General features: G+C 65.3%; 15 protein-coding genes. 6 read left to right on the forward strand and 9 right to left on the reverse strand.

Annotated features, from left to right (window positions below; all coding sequences use genetic code 11):
• Window positions 1-200: 200 nt before the first annotated feature.
• Window positions 201-1415 (reverse strand): amino acid aminotransferase, encoded by a 1215-nt coding sequence (locus AC1RDJ_RS25150; RefSeq protein ID WP_198043881.1) that lies wholly within the window; start codon window positions 1413-1415, stop codon window positions 201-203.
• Between the two features lie 111 nt (window positions 1416-1526).
• On the opposite strand from AC1RDJ_RS25150, the gene uvrB reads away from it, so the two are divergent.
• The gene (gene uvrB / locus AC1RDJ_RS25155; RefSeq protein ID WP_071322724.1) at window positions 1527-3614 is read left to right on the forward strand and encodes an excinuclease ABC subunit UvrB; all 2088 of its coding nucleotides are present in this window, start codon (window positions 1527-1529) and stop codon (window positions 3612-3614) included.
• A gap of 51 nt (window positions 3615-3665) precedes the next feature.
• Here the strand turns inward: uvrB and AC1RDJ_RS25160 are convergent, their stop codons facing one another.
• On the reverse strand, window positions 3666-4160 hold the full coding sequence (locus AC1RDJ_RS25160) for a DUF3224 domain-containing protein (protein WP_232251072.1): 495 nt from the start codon (window positions 4158-4160) through the stop codon (window positions 3666-3668).
• A gap of 56 nt (window positions 4161-4216) precedes the next feature.
• On the opposite strand from AC1RDJ_RS25160, the gene AC1RDJ_RS25165 reads away from it, so the two are divergent.
• The 3 genes from AC1RDJ_RS25165 to AC1RDJ_RS25175 all read left to right on the forward strand — a co-directional run bounded on the left by AC1RDJ_RS25165 (window position 4217) and on the right by AC1RDJ_RS25175 (window position 6787).
• Complete coding sequence (locus AC1RDJ_RS25165; RefSeq protein ID WP_493029056.1) at window positions 4217-5059, forward strand: DUF6597 domain-containing transcriptional factor; 843 nt, start codon at window positions 4217-4219, stop codon at window positions 5057-5059.
• Between the two features lie 94 nt (window positions 5060-5153).
• Window positions 5154-5645 carry a MarR family transcriptional regulator gene (locus tag AC1RDJ_RS25170; RefSeq protein ID WP_071322722.1) on the forward strand — a complete coding sequence of 164 codons (492 nt, stop codon included), beginning with the start codon at window positions 5154-5156 and terminating at the stop codon, window positions 5643-5645.
• A 41-nt stretch (window positions 5646-5686) separates the two neighbouring features.
• Entirely contained in the window at window positions 5687-6787 is a 1101-nt protein-coding gene (locus tag AC1RDJ_RS25175) for a S41 family peptidase (protein WP_493029057.1), read from the forward strand.
• Here the strand turns inward: AC1RDJ_RS25175 and denD are convergent.
• The 6 genes from denD to AC1RDJ_RS25205 are packed head-to-tail and all read right to left on the reverse strand — an operon-like array spanning window position 6784 to window position 12816.
• The gene (denD, locus tag AC1RDJ_RS25180; protein ID WP_071322720.1) at window positions 6784-7761 is read right to left on the reverse strand and encodes a D-erythronate dehydrogenase; all 978 of its coding nucleotides are present in this window, start codon (window positions 7759-7761) and stop codon (window positions 6784-6786) included. The genes AC1RDJ_RS25175 and denD overlap by 4 nt on opposite strands.
• 11 nt (window positions 7762-7772) lie before the next feature.
• Window positions 7773-8564, reverse strand: coding sequence for a 2-oxo-tetronate isomerase (otnI, locus tag AC1RDJ_RS25185; protein WP_071322719.1), 792 nt, complete (start codon window positions 8562-8564; stop codon window positions 7773-7775).
• Window positions 8565-8582: 18 nt separating this feature from the next.
• Window positions 8583-9254 carry a 3-oxo-tetronate 4-phosphate decarboxylase gene (gene otnC, locus AC1RDJ_RS25190; RefSeq protein ID WP_493029058.1) on the reverse strand — a complete coding sequence of 224 codons (672 nt, stop codon included), beginning with the start codon at window positions 9252-9254 and terminating at the stop codon, window positions 8583-8585.
• Complete coding sequence (gene otnK, locus AC1RDJ_RS25195) at window positions 9251-10552, reverse strand: 3-oxo-tetronate kinase (protein WP_493029060.1); 1302 nt, start codon at window positions 10550-10552, stop codon at window positions 9251-9253. Before otnK ends, otnC begins: the two co-directional genes overlap by 4 nt.
• Before the next feature lie 21 nt (window positions 10553-10573).
• On the reverse strand, window positions 10574-11473 hold the full coding sequence (gene ltnD, locus AC1RDJ_RS25200) for an L-threonate dehydrogenase (protein WP_493029062.1): 900 nt from the start codon (window positions 11471-11473) through the stop codon (window positions 10574-10576).
• A 14-nt stretch (window positions 11474-11487) separates the two neighbouring features.
• Complete coding sequence (locus tag AC1RDJ_RS25205; protein ID WP_493029063.1) at window positions 11488-12816, reverse strand: MFS transporter; 1329 nt, start codon at window positions 12814-12816, stop codon at window positions 11488-11490.
• A gap of 193 nt (window positions 12817-13009) precedes the next feature.
• Here AC1RDJ_RS25205 and AC1RDJ_RS25210 point away from each other — a divergent pair, with 193 nt between their 5' ends.
• Window positions 13010-13822: a FadR/GntR family transcriptional regulator gene (locus AC1RDJ_RS25210; RefSeq protein ID WP_071322715.1), complete on the forward strand. Its 813-nt coding sequence runs from the start codon at window positions 13010-13012 to the stop codon at window positions 13820-13822.
• A 9-nt stretch (window positions 13823-13831) separates the two neighbouring features.
• On the opposite strand, the gene AC1RDJ_RS25215 is transcribed toward AC1RDJ_RS25210, so the two are convergent.
• Entirely contained in the window at window positions 13832-14446 is a 615-nt protein-coding gene (locus AC1RDJ_RS25215) for a flavin reductase family protein (RefSeq protein WP_198043955.1), read from the reverse strand.
• A 180-nt stretch (window positions 14447-14626) separates the two neighbouring features.
• On the opposite strand from AC1RDJ_RS25215, the gene AC1RDJ_RS25220 reads away from it, so the two are divergent.
• The gene (locus AC1RDJ_RS25220) at window positions 14627-15685 is read left to right on the forward strand and encodes an AI-2E family transporter (protein WP_493029065.1); all 1059 of its coding nucleotides are present in this window, start codon (window positions 14627-14629) and stop codon (window positions 15683-15685) included.
• The last annotated feature ends 90 nt before the right edge of the window (window positions 15686-15775 follow it).

A 15775-nucleotide genomic window follows, 5' to 3' on the forward strand; every position in this document is an offset into this window, starting at 1 on the left:
CCGACCTGGACTCGAACCAGGGACCTGCGGATTAACAGTCCGTCGCTCTACCAACTGAGCTATCAGGGAAAAGAGGCAATATTATATGTCGCCTGTTCCATATTTGCAAGACCGAGACTGCACCTTGCTGAATACGATTACTGCCGACTTTCTACCGCCATCAGCGCCGCACTTGCATGCAGCGCCGAAGAAGCAATATCTTAAAGCACTTTAGCGATCGCGTCAATGACGATGTCGATATTGCGCGAATTCAACGCTGCCACGCAGATACGGCCCGTGTCGACGGCGTAGATCGATTGCTCGCGCAACGACGCCACTTGTTCCTTGCTCAGGCCCGAGTACGAGAACATGCCGATTTGCTGGCGCACGAATTCGAAATCGTGGCCTGGCGCCTTGGCCTTCAGCTTTTCCACGAAGGCATTGCGCATTTCGCGGATGCGCACGCGCATGCCGGCCAGTTCCTCTTCCCACAACTGGCGCAGTTCCGGCGTGGCCAGCACGGTGGCGACCACCTTGCCGCCATGCGTAGGCGGGTTCGAGTAGTTGGTACGCACGACGCGCTTCAGTTGCGACAGCAGGCGTGCCGCCTCGTCGGCGCTCGAGGCGACGACGCTGAGGGCGCCCACGCGCTCGCCGTACAGCGAGAACGACTTCGAGAACGAGTTCGACACCAGCAGCGGGCCGCCGGCGTCGGCAAAGCGGCGCACCACGGCGCCGTCTTCGGCGATGCCGTTGGCGAAGCCTTGATAGGCCATGTCGAGGAACGGCACCAGGCCGCGCGACGTGACGATGGCGATGATCTGGTCCCACTGGGCAACGCTGAGGTCGGCGCCGGTCGGGTTGTGGCAGCAGGCGTGCAGCACGACGATCGAGCCGGCTGGCATGGCGTTCAGGCTGGCCAGCATGCCGTCGAAGTTCACGCCGTGCGTGACGGCATCGTAGTACGCGTAGTTATTCACGACGAAACCGGCGTTCTCGAACAGCGCGCGGTGGTTTTCCCAGCTCGGGTCGCTGATGTAGACCTGGGCACCCGGCGCGAAGCGCTGCAGGAAGTCGGCACCGATCTTCAGTGCGCCCGTGCCGCCGATGGCTTGCACGGTGACGGCGCGGCGCTCTTGAATTACGGCGCTGTCGGCACCAAATACGAGTTCTTGCACGGCCTTGTCGTAGGCGGCCAGGCCTTCGATCGGCAAATAGGTGCGTGGCGCTGCCTGTTCGATCAGGATGGCTTCCGCCTTGCGTACGCAAGCTAACAGAGGCACCTTGCCGTTGTCGTCATAATAGACGCCAACGCCCAGATTGATTTTGGCGGGATTCTGGTCCGCGTTAAATGCTTCGGTGATGCCCAGGATCGGGTCGCGTGGGGCCATCTCGATGGCGCTAAACAGACTGGCAGAAACAGTTGGGTTCGTCATGATAAGATTGGATTCGATTGGAAGCAGGTTCACAGCGGAGTTGTAGACAGCGCCCCGAATACAACGCCAGGGCCGCCAGCAGAGCACTATTCTAACAAAGGTCTGATTCACATGCCCGAATTATCTACCGCCAGCGAGGCGGAAAGCGCAATTATCTCTTTCCCGGACTCCCCCTTCAAGCTGCACCAGCCCTTCCCTCCGGCCGGTGACCAGCCGGCGGCGATCGCCCAGCTTTCCGAGGGCATCGCCGATGGCCTGGCCTTCCAGACCCTGCTGGGCGTGACCGGTTCGGGCAAGACCTACACCATGGCCAACGTCATCGCGCGCATGGGCCGGCCCGCCATCGTCTTCGCGCCGAACAAGACCCTGGCGGCGCAGCTGTACAGCGAGTTCCGCGACTTTTTCCCGCAGAACGCCGTCGAATACTTCGTCAGCTACTACGATTACTACCAGCCGGAAGCCTACGTGCCGCAGCGCGACCTGTTCATCGAGAAGGACTCGTCGATCAACGAGCATATCGAGCAGATGCGTCTGTCGTGCACGAAGTCGCTGATGGAACGGCGCGACGTCATCATCGTCGCCACCGTCTCGGCCATCTACGGTATCGGTAACCCGAACGAATACCACCAGATGATCCTGACCCTGCGCGTGAAGGACAAGGTCGCCCAGCGCGACGTCATCGCGCGCCTGATCCAGATGCAGTACACGCGCAACGAGGTCGATTTCGGCCGCGGCACCTTCCGCGTGCGCGGCGATACCATCGACATCTTCCCCGCCGAGCATGCGGAGCTGGCCGTGCGCCTGGAAATGTTCGACGACGAGATCGAATCGATCCAGCTGTTCGACCCGCTGACGGGCCGCGTGCGGCAGAAAATCCCGCGCTTCACCGTGTATCCTGGCTCGCACTATGTGACGCCCCGCTCCACCGTGCTGCGCGCCGTCGAGACCATCAAGGACGAGCTGCGCGAACGCCTGGAATTCTTCCGCAAGGAAAATAAACTGATCGAGGAGCAGCGGCTGGAACAGCGCACGCGCTTCGACCTGGAAATGATGGCGGAAATCGGTTTCACCAAGGGCATCGAGAACTACTCGCGCCACCTGTCCGGCGCGCTGCCGGGCGAACCGCCGCCCACCCTGGTCGACTACCTGCCGCCCGACGCCCTGATGTTCCTCGACGAATCGCACGTGCTGACGGGCCAGCTGAGCGCCATGTACAACGGCGACCGCTCGCGCAAGACCAACCTGGTCGACTACGGCTTCCGCCTGCCGTCGGCGCTCGACAACCGGCCCTTGAAATTCGAGGAATTCGAACAGAAGATGCGCCAGACGGTATTCGTCTCGGCCACGCCGGCCGAATACGAAAAGAACCACTCCGACCAGGTGGTCGAGCAGGTGGTGCGCCCCACCGGCCTGGTCGACCCGCAAATCATCGTGCGCCCCGCCAGCACGCAGGTGGACGACCTGATGTCGGAAATCGTCGAGCGCATCAAGAAGGACGAGCGCGTGCTGGTGACCACGCTCACCAAGCGCATGTCGGAGCAATTGACGGAATACCTGGGCGACCACGGCATCAAGGTGCGCTATCTGCACAGCGATATCGAGACGGTGGAGCGCGTGGAAATCCTGCGCGACCTGCGCCTGGGCACGTTCGACGTGCTGGTGGGGATCAACCTGCTGCGCGAGGGCCTGGACTTGCCGGAAGTGTCGCTGGTGGCCATCCTCGACGCGGACAAGGAAGGCTTCTTGCGTTCCGAACGCAGCCTGATCCAGACCATCGGCCGCGCCGCGCGCAACCTGAACGGCACGGCGATCCTGTACGGCGACCGCATCACGGACTCCATGCGCCGCGCCATCGACGAGACGGAGCGCCGCCGCGCCAAGCAGATCGCCTTCAATACGGCCAACAACATCGTGCCGATCGGCGTGAAGAAATCGATCCGCGAAATGATCGACGGCGTCTACAGCCCGCAGGAAGCGCGCGAAACCCTGCAGGTGGCGCAGGAAGCGGCGAAGTTCGAAGCCATGAGCGAAAAGCAGGTCAGCAAGGAAATCAAGCGCCTGGAAAAACTGATGGTCGACCACGCCAAGAACCTGGAGTTCGAAAAGGCGGCGCAGGTGCGCGACCAGCTGCACGTCCTCAAGCAGCAGCTGTTCGGCGCCCCCGGCACCGACAACGTGGCGTCGATCCTGGGCAAATAAGCGCGCCCACGCCATTGCGGGCAGGGCGCCGTCCGGCACCCTGCCTGGCGCCTACTCCGGCAGCGTATAGTCGATGTCGTAGAAATGCTGGCCGTTCTCGATACGGATGGCCAGCGTGCCGCTGATGCCTGTCAATTGGCCCGTGCCGGAATGCGGCACGATCACGATGGCCAGCTGCTGCTTGCCGTCGGCCATGGTGCCCGCATGCTGCGCCACGAAGCTGCCCTCCCTGCCCTGCAGCACGCCCGCGATGGCTTCCATGGCGACGTAGCCGGCCGCGCCCTTGGTGTCGGTCACGGCGCTGAGCATCTCGCCCGTGGCCGTGGCGACCAGGTCGCCCGCATACACCTTGTCGAGCAATACCCTTCCCAGCGTCGTGCGCCCAGAGCGCTGTGGCGCCACGGCGGGCGCCATGGTGATGCTGAAACTTCCCGTTGCGTGCGCGTGCATGCGATGATCTCCCCCTGTAGACGAGGCGGCGCCGGCTGGCGCCACCGATAGACAACATGCGGCCAGCATCAGGCCCGACCAGCTGTACGATTTCATGATCCTCTTTCGATGATTGCGAGAAGACCAGCTTAGCGCCGCGCAGGAGACAAATATTGGATAAAGCCGACAGCATGCGCAATCTGCTCGCAGGACAGGGGCTGGCGCCGAAAGGCATCGTCGACCCGCAGGCGGCGGCGCGCCGCATACGCCTGGCGACCTATCCGCCGGCCGCCGCGCTGGCGCCCTTCGTCGATTATTTCTGGCTCGTGGAATGGGACATGCGGGACCGCGCGCCGGAAACGCAGCGCGTGCTGCCCTACCCGAATGCCCACCTGGTGTTCGAGGCGGGCCGTACGGCCATCCATGGCGTGGTGCGCGGCGCCTTCGAGCGGCCATTGAGCGGTGCGGGCAAGGTATTGGGCGTGCGCTTCACGCCGGGCGGCCTGCGCCCCTTCATCGCCCGGCCTTTGTCGTCGTTCACCGACACGACCATCGCCGCCGATGCGCTGCTGGGCATGGCGGCGGAAGAAGCCGAAGCGCAGGTGCTGCGGCAGGCCGACGATACGGCCATGGTGGCGCAGGCACAGGCGCTGCTGCTGGCAAGGCTGCCGCCGGTCGATGACGCCGCCCTGCTGGCCGGCCGCCTGAGCGCCGCAGCGGCAGCCCGCCATGGCCCGGCCAGCGTCGCACAGCTCTGCGCGAACATGGCCATCGGCGAACGCCAGCTGCAGCGCCTGTTTGCCAACTACGTGGGCGTGCCGCCGAAATGGGTGATCCAGCGCTATCGCCTGCAGGAGGCAATCTGGCGCCTGGCGCAGCCCGACGCGCCCGACCTGGCCAGCCTGGCCCAGGCACTGGGCTTCTTCGACCAGGCCCATTTCAGCCGCAAATTTGCACAGCTGGTGGGCAGCACGCCGCTCGACTATCGCCGCTCGCAGCAGCCCCAGTCCGCCTAGCGGCCCATCGGGCGCAAGCCATGTCCCAAAAACAGCCGGGACGCACCTTGAAAAATTACTTTACTACTTATATAAGCGCTGATATTGTTACCACATGAAATCCTCTCTCGGCACCCAATTACGCCACCTGATCGAATTGCTGGACGGCGCCGTCGGCGCCGCCTATGACGAGGCGGGCCTGCGCTACCGTCCCCGCTACACGCCCGTGATGCGCGTGCTGATGGCGCAGGACGCGGCCAGCATCGGCGCCATCGCCGCCGCCGCCGGCATCACGCAGCCGGCCGCCACGCAAACGGTGGCGCTGATGATCAAGGAGGGCCTCGTTTCGGCGACGGCCAGCGATCAGGATGGGCGACAGAAACTCATACAGCTGACGGAACAGGGGCGCGCCATGCTGCCGGCGATCCAGCGCTGCTGGCAAGCCACGGCAGGCGCCGCCGCCAGCCTCGACGCCGACTTGCCGTATCCCTTGTCGCAGGTGCTGCAACAGGCGGTCGCGGCGCTGGAAAGCAAACCGTTCGGCGCGCGCATCCGCGATGCTGCCGTGCGCGCCGAGGACGGCGTCGAAAGCCGCGAGACCAGATAGTCGCGCCCCACTTTGCTGCACTCACCTTCACAGGAGTCACCATGCACGGTACAACGATCATCCGCAGTCTGCGCGGCGCCATCCTGGCAATCCCCTTGGCGGCAGCCATGCTGCAGGCGATGCCGGCCCATGGCCAGGGACAGCCCCCGCAAGCCGACATCCGGATCGGCAAGGAGCAGCGCCAACAAGTCGTCGACCGGCTGATTGCGGAACTGAACCTCGGCTATGTATTCCCGGAAAAGGCAAAGCAGGTCGAGCAAGCCTTGCGCCACTACCAGCGCAGCGCCGGCTATGCCGCCATCGCCAGCGCAAGCCAATTGGCGGAGGCATTGACCACGCAGATACGGCAGCAGACGGGCGACCTGCATCTGCGTGTCCGCTACAGCGAAAAGGACATCCCCGTGCTGCCCGCCGGCGGCACGCCGTCGCCGCAAGTGATGGCGGAACAAACGGCCGCCATGCGCGGACGCAATTACGGCGTCGAGCGCGTCGAACGCCTGCCCTGCAATGTCGGTTACCTGAAACTCAATGAGTTCGCGCCGGCCCAATACGCCGGCGAGACGCTGGCGGCGGCGATGACGATGATGTCCAACCTGGACGGCCTGATCATCGACCTGCGCGACAACGGCGGCGGCTCGCCGGAAACGGTGGCGCTGCTGGCCAGCTATGTGCTCGACGAGCGCACCCGCCTGAACGACAATTACTACCGCATCGGCGACCTCACCCAGCAAAACTGGAGCACCACCTTCGTCGCCGGCAAGCAGTTTGGACAGCAAAAACCGCTGTACATCCTGACCAGCAAGCGGACGTTTTCGGCGGCGGAAGACTTCAGCTACGCGATGAAAAACCTGAAGCGCGCCACCATTGTCGGCGAGACCACGGGCGGCGGCGCCCATCCGGGCCGCGTCGTGCGGCTGGACGCCCATTTCGGCGCCTTCATACCGACCGGCCGCTCCATCAGCTCCATCACCAACACCAACTGGGAAGGCGTGGGCGTGGCGCCCGATGTGACGGCGGCGGCCAAGGATGCCTTGCGCGTGGCGCAAACGGCGCTGCTGAACGAATTGCTCAAGGCGGCAAACAGCGAGCAGCAGACGCAGCGCCTGAAGGAGCGCCTGGACGCCATCGGCAAGGAGTCCTAGCCCGCCGCCTTGACGTCGTCGATATACGCGCGGATGATGGCCGCGAAATCCGCATCGGCCGTCAGGCCCAGCGCTTCGGCGCGGCGGGTATCCCAGGCGCCGGGCCAGCTCTTGACGATGCGCTCGACGGCAGGGTCGGGCGCGTAGCTGATGCGGGCCGTCACTTCGCTGCCGGCCACGTCCTCGAGTGCGGCGATCATCTCGCCCACGCTCACGGACAGGCCAGGCAGGTTCACCGTGCGGCTGGCGCCGAACGCCTCGCCTGCCAGTTCGTGGCCGGCGATCAAGGAGGCGATGGCGCCGCGCGGCGACAACAGCCACAGGCGCAAGTCGGTGGCCACCGGGCAGACGGCCGCTTCGCCATTCAACGGTTCGCGGATAATGCCGCTGGCGAACGAGGACGCCGCCTTGTTCGGTTTGCCGGGACGCACGCTGATGGTGGGCAGGCGCAGCACGCGGCCGTCGACAAAGCCGCGGCGGCTGTAATCGTTGAGCAGCAATTCGCCGATGGCCTTTTGCGCGCCATACGACGACTGGGGATTCAAGGCCGTCGTATCCTGCACCACGTCCGGCAGCTGGCCGCCATACACGGCGACGGAGCTGGTAAACACGACTTTCGGCTTGTGTCCCAGTTCGCGGCAGATATCGAGCAGCAGGCGCGAGGCATCGAGGTTGATGCGCATGCCCAGCTCGAAATCGGCTTCCGCCTGGCCGCTGACGATGGCGGCCAGGTGGAAGATGGACGCCGTCTGCGCATCGACGGTGGCGCGCATCAGGGCGCCGTCGGCGATATCGCCCGTGACGACGCTCACGCGCGCATCGTTGAAATCATGCGCGGCCACCACGTCGACCAGCACCAGTTCGCGGATCGTTTGCAACCGGCCCTGGCTGTCCGTCAGCTGGCCCTGCGCCAGCAACTGGCGCGCCAGGCGCTGGCCGAGGAAACCGGCGCCGCCGGTGATCAGTACCTTCATGTGATATCTCCTTATTTGTTCGAATGATTCAAGTAGGGCGCGAGCCAGCCCAGGCCATCCTCGGTGCGCCCGCGCGGACGGTATTCGCAGCCGATCCAGCCCTCATAGCCGAGGTCATCCAGCAGCCTGAATAAATACGGGTAATTGACTTCGCCATCGTCCGGTTCGTTGCGCGCCGGGACGCTGGCGATCTGCACGTGGCCGATGCCGCCGGCATTGTTCTTGAACGTCATGGCGATATCGCCCTCGACGATCTGCGTATGGTAAAAGTCCATCTGCACCTTGACGTTGGACTGGCCCGACTCCAGGCGCAGCGCGTGGCCCTGCGCCTGCGTGACGAGGAAATAGCCGGGCATGTCGCGCCCGTTGATCGGCTCGATCAACAGTTCGATGCCATGCTCGCCCACGGCCTTGGCCGCATACGCGAGGTTCGCCAGGTAGGTGGCGCGGTGCAGCGCGACGTCGGCGCCGACCGGCAGCAGGCCCGCCATCATGTGCACGCGCGGCGTGCCCAGCGCCAGCGCATAGTCGATGGCGCGCGCCACGCCGGCGCGGAATTCTGCTTCACGGCCCGGCAGCGAGGCGATGCCCCGCTCGCCGGCTGCCCAGTCGCCCGGCGGCAGGTTGAACAGCACATTCTGCAAGCCGTGCGCGCGCAGCCAGCCGGCCACTTCCTGCGGCGCGTAATCGTAGGGAAACAGAAATTCGACGCCCTGGAAACCGGCTTGTGCGGCGGCGGCAAAGCGCTGCGGGAAAGGCACTTCGTTGAACATCATGGTCAGATTGGCGGCAAAGCGGGGCATGCGTATCTCCTGGATTTCTTATATGTCGAGTTTGAATGTGTGCTTCAGGTCGGCGATCTGCGCCGCGTCGAGCGGCCGCGTGGGCACGTCGCGCAGCAGCAGGAACAGCTTGGCCGTCTCTTCCAGCTCCTCGGCCGCATACACGGCCGCTTCCAGGTTCGTGCCCGAGACGACGGGGCCGTGGTTGGCCAGCAGCACGGCCGAATGCTTGCGCGCCACGGCGCCGATGGCGTCCGCCAGCGCCGGGTCGCCCGGACGGTGGTAAGGCACGAGCGGCAAGCGCCCCACCTTCATGACGAAATACGGCGTCAACGGCGGGATGCAGTCGTCATGGTTCAAGCCGCACATGCAGGACACGGCCGCCGAATGCGTCGAGTGCAAATGCACGATGGCGCCGGCGCTGCCGCGCTCCTCGTACATGGCGCGGTGCAGGAATGCTTCCTTGGAAGGCGGCGCGCCGCTGAGCAGCTTGCCGTCCCAATCGAGCTTGGACAATTGCGCGGGATCGAGCCGGCCCAGGCTGGCATTCGTCGGCGTCAGCAGCCAGCCGTCGGACAGACGCACGCTGAGGTTGCCGCTGCTGCCCGCCGTCAGGCCCCGCTCGAACAGCGACTTGCCGAAGTCGACGATCTGCTCGCGCTGGCGCATCTCTTCGGGCGTCGTGTGGATGGCGGGGGTGGCGGTACTCATGCCAGCACCTGCCAGGCCTTGCCGAAGAAATCCACGCTGCCGAAATTGCCGGACTTGAGCGCCAGCGCCAATGGCGCCGCGCCATCCTCGCCCAGCGCCGGCAAGGCTTGCGTCCAGGGCACGCCGGGGTCGATTTCGGGTCCGATGCGCAGGCCCGCCACGCCCAGGGCTTTCACCACCGCGCCCGAGGTTTCGCCGCCGGCGACGATCAGCTGCCCCACGCCCAGGCGCACGAGGCCTTGCGCGATGGCAGCCAGGGTTTCCTCGACGAGGGCGCCGGCCCGCTCTACGCCCAGCTGCGCCTGCACGGCGCGCACGGCGTCCGGCGTGGCCGTGGCATACACCAGGACGGGGCCTTGCGCCAGGTGCGCGCCGGCCCATTCCAGGGCCTGCTCCACCACGGCGTCGACCACCTCGCCGCCGGCCGCCAGTTGCAGCGGGTCGACGTGGAACGCGGGCGCGCGCTCGCGCAGGTGCGCCACCTGCTGCTGCGTGGCCACCGAGCAGCTGCCCGAGATCACGGCGCGGAAACCCGAGGGCGGCGGCAAGCGCCCCGCCTGGCCCGCAGGCGATGGGGCCAGCTGTCCCCGCTGGCGGAAATTCTGCGGCAATCCCAGCGCGATGCCGGAACCGCCCGTGATCAGTTTCAAGTCCGCGCAGGCGGCGCCGATGGCTTCGAGGTCGCGGTTCGACACGGCATCGACGACGGCAAAATGGCAGCCCTGCCCACGCAGTTCCGTGAAACGCTGGGCGATGGCGGCGGCGCCCTTCTCCACCACTGAAAAATCCGCCAGGCCGACTTTCGATTGCACCTGCTGCTGCAGCACGCGCACCAGGTTCGAATCCGTCATCGGCGTCAGCGGATGGTCGCGCATGCCCGACTCGGCCAGCGGCACGTCGCCGACGAACAGATTGCCCTTGTAGATGGTGCGCCCGTTGGCCGGGAACGCCGGGCAGGCGATCGTGAAGTCGGTATCGAGCGCCTGCATCAGCGCCTCGGCCACGGGGCCGATATTGCCGCGCGGCGTGGAGTCGAACGTGGAGCAGTACTTGAAGTAGAACTGACGGCATCCGGCCTGCTGCAGCCAGGCCAGCGCGGCCAGCGATTCGGCCACCGCCTCCGCGGGCGCATTCGTGCGCGACTTGAGCGCGATGACGACGGCATCGACGTCGGACGGCGGCGGGCCTTGCGGCACGCCGATCAGCTGCACCGTGCGCATGCCGGCCTTGACCAGCATGCCGGCCAGGTCGGTGCCCCCCGTGAAATCGTCGGCGATACATCCCAGTAATACGGTCATGATAGTTCCTTCCTGATTCAGTTACGCTTTCGCCGGCAAATCGATACCCGGGAAAGTCTTGATGACGGCCGCATCGTCCTCGCCGCCAAAACCCGCCGCCGACGCCTGCATGAACATCTGGTGCGCCGTGGCGGACAGCGGCAGCGGAAACACGCTCTTTTTCGCGTAGTCGAGCACGATGCCCAGATCCTTCACAAAAATATTCACGGCCGACAGCGGCGTGTAGTCGCCCTTCAAGATATGCGGCACGCGGTTCTGGAACATCCAGGAACTGCCGGCGCTGTTCGAAATGACTTCGTACAGGGCATCGGGGTCGCAGCCGGCGCGCAAGCCCAGCGCCATCGCCTCGGCGGCGGCGGCGATATGCACGCCGGCCAGCAGCTGGTTGATCATCTTGACTTTCGACCCTTGCCCCGGTTGTTCGCCCAGGCGATACAGCTTGCCGCTGATGGCGTCGAAGATTCCCGCGCAGGCGTCAAAGGCGTCGGGCGCGCCGGCCGCCATCACCGACATCTCGCCGGCAGCCGCCTTGGCCGCGCCGCCGGAAATGGGCGCATCGATGAAGCGCAGTCCCATGGCCGCCAGGCGCGCGCCGAGCGCTTCGGCAAATTCGGGCGCCACGGTAGCGCAGGCGATCACCACGCTGCCCGGCACCAGGCGGGCCGCCGCGCCGCGTTCGCCAAACAGCACGGACTCCGTCTGCTGCGCATTGACGACGACGATCAGCAGTGCCTGCACCTGCGCCGCCAGCGCGGCCGGAGATGGCGCCGCATGGGCGCCGCCGTCAACCAGCTTTTGCACGGTCTCAGGACGCACGTCGCAGGCATGCACTTCAAAGCCGGCGCGCAGCAAGGATTGCGCGATGCCCATGCCCATGGCACCCAGGCCGATCACGCCCACTTTTTCGATTGCTACGTTCATCTGCTGCTCCAGTCTTATTTGTTCACCAGCTTGGCCGGCACCCGCATGATGATGGCCGCGCCGATCACCAGGATGCCCGCCAGCAGGTAGATGGCGATGTCGGTCGATTGCGTCAGGTCCTTGATGGAACCGATCATGTACGGCGCCGCGAAGCCGGCCAGGTTGCCCACCGAATTGATGGCGGCGATGCCGGCGGCGGCCGAGACGCCGCCGAGGAAGGCCGTCGGCAGACTCCAGAACATGGGCGAGGCGGCCAGGATGCCGCCGGCGGCGATGGTCAGGAAGAAGATGGCCCAGCCCGTGTTGTGGGCGCCGGCCAGCGCGCTGCAGACGATGGCGCCGGCGCCGATCACCAGCGGGATGGCCATGTGCCAGCGCCGTTCGCGGTATTTGTCCGAGCTGCGTCCCAGCAGTATCATCGCGGCCACGGCGAACGAATACGGAATCGCCGTGAACAGGCCGATATTGAGCACGCCCGTCACGCCTGCCGCCTTGATCAGGCTGGGCAGCCAGAAGGTCAGCGAATACTGGCCCATCACGCAGCAGAAATAAATCAGGGCCATGACCCAGATGCGCGGATCGGCAAACATGGCGCGGATCGACGGATGCGAGACCTTGCCCTTCGCTTCCGTGGCGATGCGCTGTTCAAGGATGACTTTTTCCTCTTCCGTCAGCCACTTCGCGGCGCGGATGCTGTTATCGAGGTACAGCAGCACGGCCACGCCCATCAGCGCGGCGGGAATCGCTTCGAGCACGAACATCCACTGCCAGCCCGCGTAACCGTGCCAGCCGGCGAAGGTTTCCATGATCCAGCCCGACAGGGGGCCGCCGATCAGGCCTGCCACGGGAATGGCGGCCATGAAGGTGCACACCATGCGCGCGCGGCGCTCGGATGGATACCAGTAGGTCAGGTACAGGATGATGCCGGGGAAGAAGCCCGCTTCGGCGATGCCGAGCAGGAAGCGCATGATGTAGAACATGGTCGGCGTGGTGACGAACATGAAGGCGCCCGAGATGATGGCCCACGTGATCATGATGCGGGCGATCCACACGCGCGCGCCTATCTTGTGCAGCATCACGTTGCTGGGCACTTCGAACAGGAAGTAGCCGAGGAAGAAGACGCCGGCGCCCAGGCCGTACACGGTTTCGGAAAACTGCAGGTCGGCCAGCATCTGCAGCTTGGCGAAGCCCACGTTCACGCGGTCGAGATAAGCGACGATGTAGCACAGCATGAGGAAGGGGATGATGCGCCAGGTTACCTTGCGGTAAACGGCGTCGTCGATGAGTTTCTGGCTTGCGGCGGCGCCAGCCGGCTGCCCCGGCATTGCTTGTGACACTTCCATGCTTGTCTCCTGATCACGAAGGGATCGACCGTGCCGGGTTTTTATGGTCCACCGGAGGTGGCTGGCAACTTGTCTAAAATTTGTATGGATGTATATTATGTGTGTGTTTTATGTGTGTCAAGCTGTATATTCCATATAATGCCAAGCAGGCAAGCCAGATTCCCACCCTACCCCGCCAGACGAGGATGCACCGATGGACCGCACGTTCCGCTTTACCCTCCCCGCGCCGGAGCCCGCCGCGGGCAGTTTCACCACCGGCACCCTGGGTGCGCGGGTGGCGGCACGGCTGCGCCAGCAAATCCACCACGACGGCCTGGCCAGCGGCACGCGCCTGCCGTCGGAGCAAGCCATGGCCGAGCATTTCGGCGTCAGCCGCACGGTGCTGCGCGAAGCCATCGCCCTGCTGCAGGCCGACGGCATCCTCGTCACGCGCAAGGGCAGCGGCACCTTCATTTGCGCGCAGGATGGCGCCAGGAGCGGGGAACGCGGCGATGCGCTGACGGAGCAGTCGGTGCAATCGCTGCTGAACCTGATCGAGGTGCGCCAGGGCCTGGAAGCGGAAATCGCCGCGCTGGCGGCCGTGCGGCGCACGCCGGGCCAGCTGGCCGACATCGAACATGCGCTGCGGCGCATCGAGGAAGCGGTGGCGGCCGGCGTCGATGGCGTGGAGGAGGACGTGCGCCTGCACCTGAGCATCGCCGAGGCGACGGGCAACCCCTACTGGCCGAAGTTCGTCGCCATGTTCGCCGACCCGATCCGCTCGGCCGTCAAGGTGACGCGCGCGAACGAGGCGCGGCGCACGGACTTTTCCATCGAAGTGCGCCGCGAACATGAAAAGATCGTGCAAGCCATCGCCGCCGGCGACCCGCAGCTGGCGCGCCAGGCCGCCATGGAACACATGCAGCATGCGGCAGAACGGGTACGCCTGGCCGACCGCGAATTCTGGCGCGGCGACGGCGGCGCGCTGGCGCGCACCCTGGGACGCGATCCCATCATGCAGAAATAGCGCCCTGCCTCAGGGATAAGCCGGCCGGCGCATCCGGAACAGGCTGTCCGGGCCAACCTCGAAATAGTCGGCCGGCCCGCCGCCACGCAGGATGGTCTGCGCGGCGGCCGTGTCGTACACGCCGTCGACCAGCAGGTGGCGCGCGATATGCACGCCCACCACTTCTCCCAGCACCAGCCAGCTGCCCACGCCCTCGCCATTCACGCCTTGCAGTTCGATGATCTGCGTGCGCCGGCATTCGAACGACACGGGGCTTTCGCCCACGCGCGGCACCTTGACGATGCGCGAGGCGACGGGCGTCAGGCCGGCCAGCGCGAATTCATCCACCTCGGGCGGCGCCGGCGCGCAGCTGGCATTCATGGCCCCGGCCAGAGGACGCGTCGCCAGGTTCCACACGAATTCGCCCGTTTGTTCGATATTGCGCAGGCTATCCTTGCGGCCGATGCTGGAAAAGCCGATCAGCGGCGGGTGGTAATTGAAGGCGTTGAAGAAACTGTACGGCGCCAGATTGAGCACGCCGTCGCCGCTGCGCGAGGCGATCCAGCCGATGGGCCGCGGCCCCACGATGGCGTTGAAGGGATCGTGCGGCAAGCCATGGCCCTGTGCCGGTTCATAAAAGTGCATGTGATCGACCACGCGGATTCCTGAAGTGAAGGCACCGGGGTTCGGACGCCTGGAATGACAGCTTACTGGAATTGCCGCGCCCATGTTACATGGCGCACGCAGCGCCACAATTGTCTAGCCCCCGTCCCCTGGCCTCGCTTATGATGAGGCAACTTAACCATTACCATGCCGCTACCGCCCATGCCTACCCTCACGCTGCACCAGAAAGTGTTCTTGCTCCTGCTGAGCATCGTCACCATCGGCTTCGGCTGGATACTGGCGCCGTATGCGGGCGCCATCTTCTGGGGCGTGGTGCTGGCGATCCTGTTCGCGCCCATCTACCGCTGGCTGCTGAAAAAGACCAGGGGCCGCGCCGGCCTGGCATCGGTGCTGACCCTGCTGCTGATCATCGTCATCGTCATCCTGCCGCTGTCGCTCATTTCCATATCGCTGGTGAACCAGGCGGCAGGCGTGGTGGAGATGGTACGCTCGGGAGAAATCACGGTTGGCATGTTCTTCAACAAGATCATGGCCGTGCTGCCGCAATGGCTGATCAATCTGCTCGATCGCTTCGACCTGTCCAGCCTGGCGAGCCTGCAAGACAAGCTGGCTGACGGCGCCAAACAGGTCAGCCAGGTGGTCGCCGTGAAAGCCATCAACGTCGGCCTGTACACCTTCGAATTTCTCACCAGCCTGTGCATCATGCTGTACCTGCTGTTTTTCCTCATGCGCGACGGCTCTTCCCTGTCGACCCGCATCAAGGACGCCGTGCCGCTGAGCCGCAAGTACAAGCAGCGCCTGTTCACCAATTTCACCACCGTGATCCGCGCCACCGTGAAAGGCAACATCCTCGTGGCGATTGCGCAGGGCGCCCTCGGCGGCCTGGCGTTCTGGTTCCTGGACGTGCCGGCGCCGCTGCTGTGGGCCGTGCTGATGGCGTTCCTGTCGCTGCTCCCCGCCGTCGGCGCCGCCCTCGTCTGGGCCCCGGTGGCGGTCTACTTCCTGGCCACGGGCGCCATCTGGCAAGGCGCGGGACTGGCCGCCTTCGGCGTCTTCGTCATCGGCCTGGTCGACAACGTGCTGCGGCCCGTGTTGGTGGGCAAGGACACCAAGATGCCCGACTACGTGGTGCTGCTGTCGACCGTGGGCGGCATGGCCTTGTTCGGCCTGAACGGTTTCGTCATCGGCCCCGTGGTGGCCGCCCTGTTCATCGCTTCGTGGGACCTGTTCGTCTCGGCCAGCGAATTTCATGCGGATTGAGGCCGCGGCCATTTACCCGAACACGGGCCTGAAAGACCGCGCCCGTCGCCGAGCGTGCGGCGCGTTTCCCCGGCGTCGAAGAGCGCGCTC

The organism is Janthinobacterium sp. GW822-FHT07H10, assembly GCF_058798675.1.